The sequence below is a fragment of the Winogradskyella sp. HB-48 genome (genome assembly GCF_049942685.1).
Classification (GTDB): domain Bacteria; phylum Bacteroidota; class Bacteroidia; order Flavobacteriales; family Flavobacteriaceae; genus Winogradskyella.
This window is the reverse complement of sequence record NZ_CP187934.1, coordinates 807,772-825,039: the sequence shown is the minus strand read 5'-3', so window position 1 is coordinate 825,039 and position 17,268 is coordinate 807,772. Positions and strand designations below refer to the sequence as shown.

Annotated in this window: 13 protein-coding genes; all 13 read left to right on the top strand. The window is 33.7% G+C overall.

Annotated features, from left to right (window positions below):
* Positions 1–61 precede the first annotated feature (61 nt).
* Positions 62–643, top strand: a complete 582-nt coding sequence (gene ruvA, locus ACPX19_RS03775; RefSeq protein WP_426431580.1) for a Holliday junction branch migration protein RuvA — start codon at positions 62–64, stop codon at positions 641–643.
* Positions 644–648: 5 nt separating this feature from the next.
* Entirely contained in the window at positions 649–7,926 is a 7,278-nt protein-coding gene (gene sprA / locus ACPX19_RS03770; protein ID WP_426431579.1) for a cell surface protein SprA, read from the top strand.
* Positions 7,927–7,999: 73 nt separating this feature from the next.
* Positions 8,000–8,380, top strand: coding sequence for a glycine cleavage system protein GcvH (gene gcvH, locus ACPX19_RS03765; RefSeq protein ID WP_426431577.1), 381 nt, complete (start codon positions 8,000–8,002; stop codon positions 8,378–8,380).
* Positions 8,381–8,384: 4 nt separating this feature from the next.
* Positions 8,385–8,735: a VanZ family protein gene (locus ACPX19_RS03760; RefSeq protein WP_426431575.1), complete on the top strand. Its 351-nt coding sequence runs from the start codon at positions 8,385–8,387 to the stop codon at positions 8,733–8,735.
* A 65-nt stretch (positions 8,736–8,800) separates the two neighbouring features.
* On the top strand, positions 8,801–9,529 hold the full coding sequence (locus tag ACPX19_RS03755) for an energy transducer TonB (protein ID WP_426431574.1): 729 nt from the start codon (positions 8,801–8,803) through the stop codon (positions 9,527–9,529).
* Positions 9,530–9,649: 120 nt separating this feature from the next.
* Positions 9,650–10,441 (top strand): energy transducer TonB, encoded by a 792-nt coding sequence (locus ACPX19_RS03750; RefSeq protein WP_426431572.1) that lies wholly within the window; start codon positions 9,650–9,652, stop codon positions 10,439–10,441.
* Between the two features lie 104 nt (positions 10,442–10,545).
* Positions 10,546–12,657, top strand: coding sequence for a gliding motility protein RemB (locus tag ACPX19_RS03745; protein WP_426431570.1), 2,112 nt, complete (start codon positions 10,546–10,548; stop codon positions 12,655–12,657).
* A gap of 94 nt (positions 12,658–12,751) precedes the next feature.
* A complete protein-coding gene (gene cyoE, locus ACPX19_RS03740) occupies positions 12,752–13,645 on the top strand; it encodes a heme o synthase (RefSeq protein WP_426431568.1) in 894 nt (297 codons plus the stop codon).
* Positions 13,646–14,245, top strand: a complete 600-nt coding sequence (locus ACPX19_RS03735) for a cytochrome c oxidase subunit 3 (protein WP_426431567.1) — start codon at positions 13,646–13,648, stop codon at positions 14,243–14,245.
* A gap of 36 nt (positions 14,246–14,281) precedes the next feature.
* Positions 14,282–15,283 (top strand): cytochrome c oxidase subunit 3, encoded by a 1,002-nt coding sequence (locus tag ACPX19_RS03730; RefSeq protein WP_426431566.1) that lies wholly within the window; start codon positions 14,282–14,284, stop codon positions 15,281–15,283.
* Between the two features lie 15 nt (positions 15,284–15,298).
* Complete coding sequence (locus ACPX19_RS03725; protein ID WP_426431564.1) at positions 15,299–15,745, top strand: cytochrome C oxidase subunit IV family protein; 447 nt, start codon at positions 15,299–15,301, stop codon at positions 15,743–15,745.
* Between the two features lie 69 nt (positions 15,746–15,814).
* Positions 15,815–16,525, top strand: a complete 711-nt coding sequence (locus ACPX19_RS03720) for a hypothetical protein (RefSeq protein WP_426431563.1) — start codon at positions 15,815–15,817, stop codon at positions 16,523–16,525.
* Positions 16,518–17,267, top strand: coding sequence for an SCO family protein (locus ACPX19_RS03715; protein ID WP_426431562.1), 750 nt, complete (start codon positions 16,518–16,520; stop codon positions 17,265–17,267). The genes ACPX19_RS03720 and ACPX19_RS03715 overlap by 8 nt, the downstream gene beginning before the upstream one ends.
* The last annotated feature ends 1 nt before the right edge of the window (position 17,268 follow it).

Sequence of the window (17,268 nt, the reverse complement as noted above, 5' to 3'; positions counted from 1 at the left end):
TTTTCAACCCTTTTATTGTAAATAATTTTATTACATTTGGGACTTTAACCATAGGTAATAAATGATTACACACTTAGAGGGAAGACTTGTGGAAAAGAATCCTACAGACGTTGTTATAGATTGCAACGGAGTAGGATATTTTGTTAATATATCATTACATACTTTTTCTCAAATTCCCGATAGAGAACATCTTAAGTTATATACTTACCTTCAGGTTAGGGAAGACTCACATAGTCTTTATGGATTTTCCTCTAAAACCGAGCGCGAAATCTTTAAACTTTTGATATCTGTTAGTGGAATAGGTGCTAATACAGCTCGTACCATGCTCTCATCTTTAACTCCTGAGCAAGTTAAAGAAGGTATAGCAAGTGGTGATGTGGCTCTGATTCAGGGTGTGAAAGGTATAGGTGCCAAGACAGCTCAGCGTGTTATCATTGACCTAAAGGATAAAGTGTTAAAAGTGTATGGTATAGATGAACTTTCTCTAATACCAAACAATACGAATAAAGATGAAGCGTTATCTGCTTTAGATGTTTTAGGATTTAACAAAAAGCAATCAGAAAAAGTAGTTGATAAAATATTAAAAGCCCAACCCGATGCCCTTGTAGAGCAAATCATTAAAGAAGCTCTTAAAAACTTATAATACAATTGAATAGAACTAACTACAGTCAATTAAAATCAATCAGTTTTTATATATCATTAGTGTTTATGATGCTAGTGAGTACATCTGGTTTTTCACAAGAGCCAGAAGAGCAAGATTCTACAAAAACGACATTTGCATTAGGAAAGCTAAAAATGCCTAATCCAAACAGTATCGTTTCTAAATACACCTATGACCCTATTTTAGATAGATATGTCTACACCGAGAAGATAGGTGATTTTAATATTCGATATCCTTTAATACTTACACCAGAAGAATTTCAGCGTTTAGTTTTAGAGGAAAAGTTGAAGGAATATTATAAGCGCATGGCAGATGCTGCCGCGGGGCAAAAGGAAGGAAGTGAGGAAGATCAGAAAAATTTACTACCAGAGTTTTATGTCAATTCAGGATTATTTGAAACCATTTTTGGTGGAAACACAATCAATGTAATTCCGAGCGGTTATGCTGAAGTGGATTTGGGGGTTTTATTTTCAAGGCAAGATAATCCATCCTTTTCCCCAAGAAACCGAACAAATTTTACATTCGATTTTGATCAAAGGATAGGATTGAGTTTATTGGGTAAAGTTGGTACAAGACTTCAGGTAACAGCTAATTATGATACTGAAGCTACTTTCGATTTTCAACAAATTGTAAAGTTAGAATATACGCCAACCGAAGATGACATTATTAGAAAGATTGAAGTTGGTAATGTAAACATGCCTCTAAATAGTTCTTTAATTAGAGGTGCACAGAGTCTTTTTGGTGTTAAGACTGAGTTGCAGTTTGGTAAAACGAGAGTTACCGCTGTTTTCTCAGAGCAACAATCGCAATCTAAATCTGTTGTAGCACAAGGCGGAGGTACTTTGGAAGAGTTTGAATTCTTCGCTAGAGATTATGATGAAAACAGGCACTATTTCCTATCACATTATTTTAGGGATAACTATGATAAGGCATTATTACAGTATCCATTTATAGATAATCAAGGTTTACAAATTACCAGAGTTGAAGTTTGGGTAACTAACAGAAATAATCAAACACAAAATGTTAGGAATATTGTTGCATTTCAGGATTTAGGCGAGTCTGAAGCAGAAAATATAGGTCTAAACCCATTACCAGGAGGCTTTATCAATAACCTAGGAGGGCTTCCAGATAATGGTAATAACGATTTTGACCCAACTAATATTGGTGGAGCTGGTTCATTGTTGACGGAAGCAGTAAGAGATATTACTAACGTTGAAGCAGGTGTTTTAGTAAATGTTAACGAAGGTTTTGATTATGGTAAATTGGAAGCAGCACGTAAGCTTCAAGAAGGTCAAGATTATTTTTTGAACACAGAATTAGGATATATTTCTTTAAACCAACGTTTGTTAAATGATGAAGTTTTAGCAGTAGCATTTCAATATACTAGAGGTGGTGAGGTGTTTCAAGTGGGTGAATTTGCTAATGATGGTGTAGATGCTACCCAAGTAAGTGAAGGTACATCAGGTAATCAGGTTGTAAATAATCAAAGCTTAGTTCTAAAAATGTTGAAGAGTGCTGTGACATCAGTAGAACAACCGATTTGGGACTTAATGATGAAAAACATTTACGATACAGGTGCTTTTCAATTGAGCCAAGAAGATTTTAGGTTAAACATTTTTTATACTGAAGCATCGCCAGTTAACTACATAAGACCAGTTGATGGTACAACATTTCCGTTATATAATAACAACACACCACTTAATCCTAATGACGATACAGAAATACAGGAAACTCCATTGATAAGACTATTTCATGTAGATCGATTAAATAGTAATAACGACCCACAAGAAGGGGGAGATGGATTCTTTGATTATGTGCCTGGTTTAACAGTCTTGACACAAAATGGAAAAATCATCTTTACCAAAGCAGAACCTTTCGGTCGCTATTTATTTGATGTTTTAGATAATGATGGCAACCCAAGTAATAATGCTACGGATTATGAGCAAGACATATATACTAACGAAAACCAAGAAAAGTACGTTTATGACTTGCTATATAAATCTACAAAAACACAGGCTTTAGATGAGGCAGAAAAAAATAAGTTTCAAATTAAAGGGCGTTTCAAAAGTAGCGGTGGAGATGGTGGAATACCTATAGGTGCATTTAATGTGCCTCGAGGTTCGGTAAGAGTAACTGCAGGTGGTAGAGTGTTGGTTGAAGGTATAGACTATACGGTAAACTATCAGTTAGGACGTGTTGAAATTTTAGATGAAGCCTTGAAAGCCTCTAACACACCAATTAATGTTTCGGTAGAAAATAATGCTGTGTTTGGTCAGCAGACAAGACGATTTACAGGTATAAATGTTGAACATCAGTTTAATGAAAATTTTGTACTTGGTGCCACACTTTTAAACCTTAATGAAAGACCGATTACCCAAAAGGCTAATTTTAATTCTGAGCCTATTAATAATACCATATTTGGTTTTAATGGAAATTACTCAACCGAAGTTCCGTTTTTAACTAGGTTAGTAAATAAACTTCCAAATATAGATACAGACGTTCCATCTAACCTTTCTGTAAGAGGTGAGTTTGCTTATTTACTGCCAGGTGCACCAAAGGGTACAGATTTTGATGGTGAAGCGACAGCATATATAGATGATTTTGAAGGAACTCAAGGAGCTATAGATTTATTAAGTCCGTTATCATGGTATCTGTCTAGTAGACCACTTGATTTACCAAATACCATTCGAGGAAATGATAATAATGGTGTTGAAAATGGATATGGTAGAGGGTTCTTAAACTGGTATACTGTTGATCCAATTTTTTACAGTACGCAACGTCCAGGAGGTATTAGTGATGACGATGTTTCTAATTTATATACTAGACGTGTTTTTATTGAAGAGATTTTTCCAGAGGTTGATATTGTGCAAGGGCAAACGTCAGTTATAAACACATTAGACTTAGCCTATTATCCTGATGAAAGAGGACCTTATAATTTTGATCCACTTGAAGCTCAAGGAACTGTAACACCAAATCAACGTTGGGCTGGTATATCAAGACAAATAACATCAACAGATTTTGAACAGGCTAACGTAGAGTATATTGAATTCTGGGTACAAGATCCGTTTTTAGACAATCCTACAAGTCAAGGAGGTAAGCTTTTTATTAACCTTGGAAACATTTCTGAGGATGTCTTAAAAGATGGAAAAAAACAGTACGAAAACGGACTTCCAGAAGATGGTGATATTTCAATCCTAGAACCTACGACTTATAATAGTGTAGTACCTCAAAACCAATCTTTAATTTACACATTTGCTACAACAGGGCAAGAGCGTAGCAATCAAGATGTGGGCTTAGATGGTTATGATGACGCGGAAGAGTTATCGGTTTATGGTAACCAGTTTGGTGAAGACCCAGCAAAGGACAACTATACGTACTACCTTAACACAGACGGTAACATATTTGAGCGTTACAAACAATACAACGGTTTAGAAGGTAATACTCCAGATGTGTTTACAGATACCAATAGAGGCTCTACAACGCAGCCAGATGTAGAGGATATAAACCGTGATAACACAATGAACACCATTGACAGTTATTATGAGTATGAGGTAGATTTAAACCCAACTGTATTAAATATTAATAATCCACAAATAAATGATATTAAGGTAAGAACGGTGACGTTGCCAAACGGAGATCAAAGAGATGTTACTTGGTATCAGTTTAGATTGCCAATAAACGAACCTACCAATGCGGTAAATAATATTACAGACATCAGATCAGTTCGTTTTGCACGTTTATATTTAAGAGATTTTGTTGAAAGTACAGTGCTTCGTTTTGCAACTTTAGATTTGGTAAGAAGTGATTGGAGACGTTACACCTTAGATTTAGATAACGATCCTACTAACAACAGTGCAGACGCTGAGTTTAATGTTGCTATCATTGGTGTACAAGAAAATGATGGAAACTATGTAATACCTCCAGGAGTAAGACGTGAAGAATTAAACAATAACAACAATATTATTAGACAAAACGAGCAATCTTTAGTACTTCAAGCTTGTGAATTAGAGCCAGAAGATTCAAGAGGTGTGTTTAAGAATATTAATGTGGATATGCGTCAGTATAAAAAACTACGTATGTTCTTACATGCCGAAGCTCAGGATGGTCAATCACTTCAAGAGGGTGAACTTACTGCTTTCATTAGAATGGGTAATGACTTCACGCAGAACTTTTATCAGATAGAGATACCATTATTACCAACAGATTTAGTAGATGGAAATTTATCTATAGAAGAACGTATTTGGCCAGCAGTTAATGAAATCAATATTTCTCTAGACATTCTTCAGGATATTAAATCTCAGGGAATTTTCAATCAAACATTATCTAACGAAGATCCTACTTTTTATGATGTTATAGATGGTGTATTAAATGAAACACCAGTCGCTGAATTTTCACCTTTACCTACTGGTCAACAGCGTGTAGCGATTAAAGGAAATCCAAATTTTGGTGACATTAGAGTGTTAATGGTAGGAGTTAAAAATTCTGGTATTACAGCTACAAATGCGTGTGGTGAAGTTTGGTTTAATGAGTTACGCATGTCCGATTTAGAAAATGAAGGTGGTTGGGCTGCAGTAGTAAGCATGGATTCTAATATTGCAGACTTTGCAGATATTAGTGCTACAGGTAGACGCAGTACAATTGGTTTTGGTGGAATAGAGCAATCTCCAAACGAGCGCAGTAGAGAAGATGTAAAGCAATACGATGTTGTTACAAACGTTCAGCTCGGACAATTATTGCCAAAAAAATGGGGAATTCAAATACCTTTTAACTATTCGCAAAGTGAAGAGATTATAACACCTCAGTTTGATGAGTATTACAGAGATATAGAATTACAAACGCAATTAGATAATACAACTAACCAAGACTCTATTCTCAAGGTTAATGAAAATTACACTAAGCGTAAGAGTATTAACTTTATTGGTGTTAGAAAACAACGAACAGGAGAGAAGAAAGCTCGGTTTTACGATGTTGAAAACCTAACCTTCAATTATTCATACAACAAAGTAGAACATCGCGATTTTGAAATTGAAAACTCTTTAGATCAAAATGTAAGAGCAGGCGTTAATTATAATTATGCTTTTGAGCCCCTAAGAGTAGAGCCTTTTAAGAAGAATGATTCATTGTTTAGAGGCAAATATTGGAAGATACTCAAAGATTTTAATCTTAACTTATTACCATCTAACATTTCAGTAAATACAGATATTAATAGGCAATTTAGTAAGCAGAAGTTTAGAGAAGTAGAACTTGGAGGTGATAATATTGGTATTGAAGAATTATTCAGAAGGAATTACACGTTCGATTTTCAGTATGCTATAAATTATAACCTAACCGATGCTTTAAGCCTTAACTTTACAGCAGCAAACACAAATATTGTTAGAAATTACTTTATTGATGACCAGCTTAATGGAAGACAAGACCCAACGCTAAATGTTTGGGATGGTTTCTTTGATTTTGGTGATCCAAATTTCCAAACACAACAGCTTCAGGTTAATTATGAGTTGCCATTGTATAAAATCCCTGCTTTAAGCTTTTTAAGGACGACCTACACCTACAATGGTGCGTTTCAATGGCAAAAAGGTTCTGACTTAAATGAGAATTTAGTAACAGATATAGGGACGTTTGATTTAGGGCATTCTATACAAAACTCTAACACGCATAATATAAACTCTACACTAAACATGGAGACATTCTATAAATCCATTGGTTTAGTAAAAAAGACAAACAGAAGAAGTAGAGGAAGAGCAGATAATACAAAGGCAAAAACAAGAACAGCCACACCTGAAACAAACAATAAGTCATTAGATAATAGCAGTCAACAAAATAATGATCCCAATAAGTTAAGTGCTGGTAAAAAGGCATACAATACATTGGTTGATATTGTTACTATGGTAAAACGTATTCAGTTTGGATACAGTGAAACTAATGGTACATACTTACCAGGATATTTACCAACGCCAGGTTTTATAGGAACGTTAAGACCTACTTGGGGTTATACTTTTGGCAGTCAGAGAGATATCAGAGATTTGGTAGCAAGAAATGGATGGTTGACAACATTCCCTCAGTTTAACCAACAATATACTGAGGTAACAAATAAAACCTTAGACTATTCAGTAAATGTTGAGCCAATGCGCGATTTAAAAATCGATTTGATTGGTAATAGAACTTATGCTGAAAACCTTTCCGAGAACTTTAGAGCTTTAGATAATAATAACGACGGTTTGAGTGATGAATATGAGGACTTAATTACAAATTCCTTTGGTAACTTTAATATATCTACAGCCTTAATAAAGACAGCGTTTGGTAAGAGTGATGAAAACCAATCGGATGCTTTTGATGACTTTAGAGCCAATAGGTTAATTATTGCAAATCGATTAGCAAGAGAATTTTATGGCAATACCCCTTTTAATACAGACGCAGAAGGCTATCCAATAGGATTTGGTAAGAATAGCCAACGTGTACTGTTGCCGGCGTTTCTTTCTGCATATCATGGTACAGACCCAGAAAATGTAAGCACAAGAGCATTTAGAGATGTACCAATACCAAATTGGACTTTAAAATATACTGGATTAATGAAAATTCCATGGTTTAAAAAAACCTTTAGACGTTTTTCTATCCAGCATGGTTATAGATCCAGATATACTATTAATCAGTTTAGAACTAACTTAGATTATGATGATTCGGTTGATAATTTGGTAATAGATTCAGGTACAGGCATAGGTTCAATTAATCCAGAAAATCAAGATTCAAATGGAAACTTGAAAAACAGAACACTATATAGCAATATTAATTTAGAAGAGCAGTTTAGTCCTCTAATTCGTTTAGAGTTCGAAATGAAAAACTCTATTAAAGTATTGGCTGAAATACAAAAAGACCGAATGCTGTCGTTAAGCTTTGATAATAATTTGCTAACAGAAATACAAGGCAATGAATATACACTGGGTTTAGGATATCGTATTAAGGATTTAAGAATCCGATCCGCATTAGCAGGTGCAAAGCAAATAGTTAAGAGCGATTTAAATATGCGTGCAGATATTTCGGTAAGAGATAATAAAACTATAATAAGATATTTAGATTTAGAGAATAATCAAATTACTGCTGGGCAGACCATTTGGAGCGGGAAGTTTTCTGCGGACTATGCGTTTAGTAAAAATTTAACAGCCATTTTCTATTTTGATTATACATTCTCAGATTTTGCTATATCCACATCATTCCCACAAACCTCATTAAGGTCTGGTATTACATTGCGTTATAACTTTGGAAATTAATTTTGAGATTTTGGGTTGAAAACAAGGAATTAAAAAATTACTTTTGTTTCACTAATATATTATACAATTTAAGATGAATATACCATCAGAATTAAAATACACAAAAGACCACGAGTGGATAAAAATTGAAGGTGATATCGCAACAGTAGGCATTACAGATTTTGCTCAAGGAGAATTGGGCGATATCGTTTATGTTGAAGTTGAAACCGTAGATGAAACTCTTGATGCTGAAGAGGTATTTGGTACAGTCGAAGCTGTAAAAACAGTTTCAGATTTATTTTTGCCATTATCTGGCGAAATCATAGAATTTAATGAAAGCCTAGAGGATGAGCCAGAAAAGGTTAACAAAGATCCTTATGGCGATGGGTGGATGATTAAACTAAAATTTTCTGATTCTTCAGAAGTAGATAACTTACTTTCTGCTGAAGATTATAAAGTTCTAATAAGTGGTTAAAAAAATGTTGTTATCAGTTGCTGTTATCTATACATTAGCACTGATTATTACAACGTTTATAAATCTAAATGAAGTACCAAGTTTAGGCTCTTCATTTGATGATAAAATTTATCATTTTTTAGCTTATTTAGGCTTGTCGAGTCTCTGGACAAACTATTTTAAATCTAGCAATAAAAAAGGAATGCTCTGGCTAGTATTTATTATTGTCATTTTGTTTGGTGTTTTGTTAGAAGTTATGCAGCATCAACTTAATCAGAATAGAACTTACGATAATTACGATTTGTTAGCTAACTGTTTCGGTGTTGTAATTGGCACGTTAATTGCTTCTAGATTAGATATAATAAAGTTAAAATAAACAGAAGTTTTGCTTTTTTTCTTATTATTTAATTAAATTAGCAACTCTATAAAAGAAAGTATAATATGGAACCTAAGAAGAATCCAAAATCAGATGTAAGTAGAAACAGCTCCCTTTATTTTGCTGTAGGATTAGCATTAATGCTTGGCATTACTTACATGGCAATAAATTATAAGACTTATGACAAGAGCAATGTTGTAGCCGATACACTTAATCTTGATGATGAGTTAGAAGAGGAAGTGCCAATTACAGAACAAATTGTTACGCCTCCACCTCCACCACCACCTCCACCGCCGACAATAGAAGTTATAGAAGTTGTAGAGGATGAAGTTGAAGTAGAAGAAACTGTAGTAGAGTCTACAGAAACTGAGATGGAAACTGAGATTGTTGAGGTAGAAGAAGTAGAAGTACAAGAAGTAGAGGAAGTCCTTGAGGTGCCTTTCCATGTTATTGAAAATGTAGCTGTTTTTCCTGGATGTGAAAATGAGAAGGGGAATGCTGCTAAGAAAGAATGTATGAATGATAAGGTAAATAAATTCATTACAAGAAAGTTCAATACAGAATTAGCACAAGATTTAGGATTAGCACCTGGGAAAAAAAGAATTTTTTGTAGGTTTAAAGTAGATAAAAATGGTAATATTACCTCAATTGAGACCCGTGGTCCTCACCCAGCTTTAGAAAAAGAAGCCCAAAAAGTACTTTCTCAGTTACCAAAGATGCAACCTGGGAAGCAAAGAGGTAAGGCCGTTGTAATGCCATTCTCAATTCCGATCGTATTCCAAGTTAATGATTAAGTAAAAAAATATTTAATTTTAAATATAAAAATCCCGTTCAAAATTAATTGGACGGGATTTTCTTTTTGGTATGCTTATTGTGACTTTATCATAATATTAACATTTTAAATAATACGTATTATGAAGAATTCTAAAAAGAATCTCAATACTGCTGGTCAGAGCACTACTGAGGTAAAAAGACCACAAAAGCATGATGCAAATTTACAAAAAAACTCAACCCTATATTTCCAAATAGGGTTGATTCTTTGTTTATTGGCAACTTATGGACTTTTTGAAATGCAGTTTCAAGACAAAAAAATTGTTCCTGATAAATTAACTACTGATGATGTCGCTAATGTATATATTGTTCCAGAATTTAGGGAAGAATCACAAGAGAAGAAGCCAGAACTTAAAGTGAAACGCAGTAAAATTTTAATTGATAAACACGTAGAGGTTGAAGATGATACACCAGATTTAGAAGATGAAATATTTACACCAGATGATCCTATAACTGATAAAGATCCTATTGACCCTAACAAGATAATAGACATCAAAGAACCAGTTGAAATTCCTAAAGTAGATTTTAGAAAAGTTGAGATAGTACCAGTTTATCCGGGCTGCGAAAAAAAGAAGACTAATGAGGACAAAAGAAAATGCATGTCTGACAAAATAACTAAGCTGGTGAATAAAAAGTTTAATACAGACATTGCTAGTGAGCATGGTATATTTGGTTTACAGAAAATCCAAACACAATTCACAGTAGATAAAAATGGCAACATTACTGATATTAAAATTAGAACACCACATCCAGTATTAGAAAAAGAAGCAAAGCGTGTTATTGATAAAATACCAAGTATGACACCTGGTTATCAGCAAAATAAACCTGTTGAAGTCATATATAATCTACCTATCAAGTTTATGGTCAGAAATTAGGTGTACTCTTAATAATTAAAACCGTTATCATTTGGTAACGGTTTTTTGTTTAAGGTTACTAAAAAAAATAAGTATCTTTCGAGCACTAATAATTGATCTGTTTTATGAAGCATATTTGGCTTGTTACGGTTTTATTAATTTCTTTTTTGAGTAATGCACAATCACTTTCAACTTACGAAAAACCACCTATTTTTAGTGAATGTGATTCACTAACTGTAGATCAATTAAAATCTTGTTTCAATTTTACATTAAACAATTTTATTTATAGCAATTTTAAAATCCCTGAAATTGTTTCTGATGAAGATTACACAGGTGATATTCAAGTTCTTTTCGAAGTTAGCAAAGCAGGAGAATTCAAGGTTATTTATGTAGACGCTATCTACGACGAATTAAAGGAAGAAGCCAAACGTGTTTTTGATTCTTTACCCAAAATAAAGCCTGCAACTTACAATGGTAAACCTACTTTTGTCCAGTATAGTTTTAGTATTGATATACCATTGGTTGAACCAAAAAAAGAAATACATAATGAGGAAAATAAAAATTCTGGTAACTTAAAAAAAGAAGATAGTCTAAATGCAACCTTATCTAATGAATATGATGAGGTTAATGCCAGTTTAAAGCCTTATGAGAAATTAGAATATGGCAGCCAATTAAACATCCCCTTCACTCACTCTTACTATGCACGTTTTGATGATGAAATGAATGCTATTGGCACAAACAGTCATACTGCAGCTAAGCCATATGTTTACACCGACGTGGCGAAGTACTATGATATTAAGTCTGAAAAGGAAAGTCTAGCAAAAGCCACTGATTCATGGTTGGGTAAAAAATTATATAATGAGCATTTGGTTCAAGTTCAAGGAAAGGATTACTGGTTTACGGTAGACCCAATTGTAGACTTGCAACTTGGAGGTGAAACAGAAGGAAACGATGGCACTTGGAACAATACGAGAGGTGTTTTTATACAAGCAGGATTAGGTAAACGATTCAACCTTTCAACTTCAATCTATGAAAGCCAAGGCAGATTTGCAGACTATTTTAATGATTATGCCGAGAGCCTTAGAGCCTTTGGGCCAGATCCAGCTATAATACCTGGTCGTGGTATAGGTAAAGGCTTTAAAGAGAATTCTTATGATTATCCTGTGGCAGAAGCTTACATTTCTTATACACCAGCTGATTTTTTAAATATCCAATTTGGACATGGCAAAAATTTTATTGGTGATGGTTACCGATCTCTATTTCAAAGTGATGTTGCAAGTCCTTACCCATTCTTAAAATTAAACACAAGTTTTTGGAAGATAAAATACACAAGTACATGGATGTGGTTAAAGGATGTTAGACCAGAAGTTGTAGTAGATGATGCCTTTTTAACTAAGTATATGGCAAATCATTACCTCAGTTGGAATGTGTCTAAGCGACTAAATATCGGTTTATTTGAATCGGTAATGTGGGCAGACACAAACGGACGCGGCTTTGATGTTAATTATCTTAATCCTATTATATTCTTTAGGGCTATAGAATTTCAAACAGGTCAAGGCGCAGGAAATGCTATTCTGGGTTTAAGTGCTAAATACAAATGGAATAACAAAGTAAATCTTTATGGCCAGTTTATCTTGGATGAATTTTCTTTGAGTGATGTAACTGGTGGTAACAAAAGTTGGAAAAATAAATTTGGTTTTCAGCTAGGCGCTAAATATTTCAATGCATTTAAAGTAGACAATTTATTGCTTCAAGCAGAGTACAATCAGGTACGTCCATACACCTATTCACATAATACGGAAATATTAAATTATGGACATTTCAATCAACCAATGGCCCATCTTTGGGGAGCTAATTTTAGAGAATTGGTTCTGATAGGTCGCTATAATTATAAACGATGGTTTGCAGATGCCAAGCTTATAATGGGTCAGCGCGGTTTTGATTTTAATACCGATGAAGATAGTTTTGCATATGGAGGGGATATTTACACAAATGAAAATGATCGGATTGGTGATATAGGCATAACTATTGGACAGGGCAATAAAACTAATAGTTTCATGACAGAGCTACAGGCAGGCTACTTGTTAAATCCAGAAACCAACTTAAAACTCTTTACAAATATTATTTACAGAGATTTTAATCCACAAACAATTACTTCAACCACAACAGATTCAAACACACTTTGGTTTAGTATTGGTGTTCGAACAGACCTTTTTAATTGGTATAACGATTTTTAAAGTATAAGCTTTTATTAAAGTTTTCTATTGCGTTGGTGAAAACTTTTTTTCAAAGTATCTTTGCAGTCGCTAAGAATAGGACAATTAACAAGAATTGGGTAGTATAAAATCTTCGGTATCAAAAACTTCTGCTGTAACAGATTTTAAGGAAATCACTAAAATGGGATTATCCATTAGTGTTGTTTTTTCTGCGCTAGCAGGGTACCTGTTAGGGGCTATAACTATAGATATCACAACATTATTTCTATTAGCTTTAGGTGGATACTTTATGGTGGGTGCATCAAACGCATACAACCAAATTATTGAGCGAGATTTAGATGCTTTAATGGATAGGACAAAAAACAGGCCTATTCCTGCCGGTCGAATGTCTGTAAACACTGCATTTATTATTGCCACAGCGTTTACGATTCTAGGTGTTTTAACGCTTTATAGTATCAATCCGAAAACAGCAATGTGGGGAGCAATCTCCATTTTTTTATATACAAGTCTTTATACACCTTTAAAAACCAAAACACCTTTATCTGTTTTTGTAGGAGCTTTGCCGGGAGCTATTCCATTTATGTTAGGTTGGGTAGCAGCAAGAGGAGAATTTGGTATTGAGCCAGGAACATTATTTGCCATTCAATTCTTTTGGCAATTTCCACATTTTTGGTCCATTGGATGGTTTTTGTATGAAGATTATGAAAAAGGGGGCTTTTTTATGCTACCAACAGGAAAGAGGGACAAAGGAACTGCTGTACAAATCATTATGTATAGCATTTGGACGGTTTTGGTATCCATAATACCAGTTTTGGGTTTTACAGGTGATTTAAAATTATCGATTGTTGGTGCTGTTTTAGTATTTTTACTGGGCATGTTGATGTTGGTTTATGCGCTTAGACTATTTAAGCAAAGAACAGTGAAAGCTGCTAAACAACTCATGTTGTCTAGTGTTTTCTATATTACGATGTTACAAATTATATATGTTGCAGATAAATTTTTAAGGTAGATGGATTTAACAGAAGGAACACAACAGGAAAAAGTAGCTAGATCAAAGCAAATGATGCTATGGTTTGGCATAGGGTCTTTGATTATGTCTTTTTCAGCATTAATTAGTGCCTTTATTGTAAGTTCTAAACAGAGAAGAGATAAAGATTGGTTAAGTAATTATGATTTGCCTAATGCATTTTACATAAGTGTTGCCATTATTTTGATAAGTAGTATAACGTTTGTTTTAGCAAAAAAAGCTTTAAAACATAACAGCAGACAGATGACCACAATATGGTTGTTAGTCACTTTGGTTTTGGGTATTGCTTTTGTTTTTAGTCAGTTTGAAGGTTTTAGACAAATTATACAAACAGGATACAATTTTACAGGTCCAACCAGCAATATAACCATGTCTTATATTTATTTGATAGCTATAGTGCACATATTACACGTTATTGCTGGGTTAATTTGTATAGTTGTTGTTATTTATAATCATTTTAAACAAAAGTACAATGCCAATTATATGTTGGGATTAGAACTGGCGGCAAATTTCTGGCATTTCGTAGACCTACTTTGGCTTGTGCTGTTTTTGTTTTTATATTTTTTTAGAGATATAATTTGATTATTTTTGTCCAATCTTAAAATTTAAATAATTTCTATGGATTCTACAGTAGCAAGTACTGGCACAGAAGGAAAAACTTGGGGAGGAGGCAATAAACCTCTAAAAGCAAGTTATGGTAAGATGATGATGTGGTTCTTTATCGTTTCTGATGCATTAACTTTTTCAGGTTTCTTAGCAGCTTACGGCTTTTCTAGATTTAAGTTTATAAAAGAATGGCCTATTGCGGATGAGGTATTTACCCACGTTCCATTTTTACATGGTAAAGAGCTACCAATGATTTATGTTGCGTTTATGACGTTTATCCTTATCATGTCTTCTGTAACTATGGTATTAGCTGTAGACGCTGGCCATCATATGAATAAAGCTAAGGTGACATTATATATGTTTCTAACGGTTATTGGTGGTTTGATATTCGTTGGATCACAAGCATGGGAATGGGCAACATTCATACAAGGAGATTATGGCGCTGTACAAACTAAAGGTGGTAATATCTTACAGTTTGGTGAATATGTAACCGTTGATGGTGAAGAAAAATTCAAGAGAATTTCAATAGATGAGTTTGCTGTGGTTGAAGAAGGTGTGAGGGCACAACACGAGCGTAAAAACGGTTTGTGGTTTGTAACTGAAGAATCATTGCCTCCTTATTCTGTAAACGAAATCTATAACGGTCTTGTTGCAAATGAAAATATATTAGTAAGAACTCAGATAATAAATGAAGAAGGAGAAAAAACAGTGCTTTCTAGAGAAGAGTCTTTAAAACAAATAAAAGAAAACGGAAAGTTAGTAGTTAAAGGTGCTAACCTAAAAGTAAATGAGTACGGAACACCTCTTTTTGCAGACTTTTTCTTCTTTATTACAGGATTCCATGGGTTCCACGTTTTTTCAGGTGTGGTAATCAATATTATTATTTTCTTTAATGTAATCCTAGGGACTTACGAAAGAAGAGGAAGTTATGAAATGGTAGAAAAGGTTGGACTTTACTGGCACTTTGTCGATTTAGTTTGGGTATTTGTTTTTACATTCTTCTACTTAGTTTAAAATTAGTTATAAGTTATGGCACACGAGCATAAATTAGAGATATTTAGAGGGTATTGGAAATTTAAATCTAACAACCAAAAAATTTGGGGTGTATTGGCATTCTTAACCTTTGTAACTGCAATAGAAGTTATACTTGGTATTTATAAGCCAGATTCTTTAATGCATACATGGATTAGCCCATTAGAGGGTGGGTTCTTCGCAACAATCGGTAATATTATCTTATCGCCTTTTGTGTATATGAAACCTTTAAACTTAATATTCATCATTCTTACTCTTGTAAAGGCCTATTACATTACATGGGACTTTATGCACATGAGAGATGAAGTAAAGGCACTTAGACGTATGGTAGTTTGGACTGCTGTTTTCTTAATTTGTTATTTGATTTTTATCTTATTGCAAGAAGGAGGTTATGTTTTCGAAGTTTACAATGCGGACGATGCGTTAATCACAAGAGATTTTTAAACTCAAAATATTGAGTTAAATGATATTAAAAAGGTGGTTTTTCTAAACCACCTTTTTTATTTTTGCATTATGGAATTAAGCAGTAGAAAACGCAACATAGTCTTAAGTATTTTATTCTTTTTGCCTGTAGCATTTATACTTGTAATGTTGCTTTCTAAGGATAATTATAATCCATTAGACATTGTAAACGAAAGTGTTTTAGAATTGCCTGCTAACAAAGACAATGTTCAATTAAAAGATCATATTACAATTCTATCTTTCTTAGGAATGAAACCAATGGAAAATTCTACAGCAGCTTTTAATCTAAAAGAATTGGTGTATGACAGAAGCAAAGGATTTAAAACATTTCAGGTAGTAATGCTATTGCCTCATGATGCTAAATCTGAAGCTGAAGAATTGCTAAAGGAAATCAAGTCTTATGAAGATTTAAGATTTTGGTATTTAGTTTATGCGGATGATTCAGATATCAAACTTGTGTTTAACAGCTTAAAGTCCGAAGCAACATTAGATGAAAATCTTTCTACTAGCATGGTTTTTATTGTAGACAGAGATTTAAACCAAAGAGGAAGATTGGACGATAGGACTGAAAATGAAATTGAAGCCAACAAACCTTTATATAGCTTGTATAGTTATGACTGTGTAGAAGTAGCAGAATTGAAAAATAAAATGGCAGCGGAGGATATGCGCGTACTTTTTAAAGAATACAGAGATAAACGTAAGGGCGATTTTGATGATTCTAGTCAAAGAAGAAGTAAAGATTTAAAACAAAGCAATGAATAAAAAAGCCAACTATTCATACGTAGGTATTGCATTTATCATTTTAGTTTTTGGAATTATCTTTATTCCAAAGATTATAAACAGAATCAGTAATGATGATATAACCAGAGACGAAAGCAGAAGCGAAAATGTATCTACAAACATAAAAGAAACAAAGAGTGATTTGGCTTATCTGAAAATAGGGGAAGAGCCAAAAAAAATTCCCGAATTTAGTTTTATAGATCATAACGGAGATACCATAACTAACGAAGATTATTTAGGTAAGGTCTATGTAGTAGAATTCTTTTTTACAACTTGCCCTACCATTTGCCCAATCATGAACCGTAATCTCGTAAACGTACAAAATCATTTCAAAGAATTTGAAAATTTTGGGGTAGCTTCATTTACAATAAATCCAGAAGTAGATACACCTGAAGTTTTAAAAGCCTATGCTGAAGCCTTCGGTATTACAAATCCCAATTGGCATTTAATGACAGGGAGTGAAGATGCTATTTACAAATTGGCTAACGAAGGGTTCAATTTATATACAGCAAAAGATGAAACCGTAGAAGGAGGGTTTGAACATTCGGGTAACTTTGCCTTAATTGATAAAGAAGGCTATATAAGATCTAGGAGAGACAATTTTGGTAACCCTTTGATTTTTTATAATGGTTTAATTTCTGAAGCGGAAGGCAAAGACGATGAGGGAATACCACAAGAAATCACTATTTTAAAAGAAGATATTGCTAAACTATTGAAAGAATAAT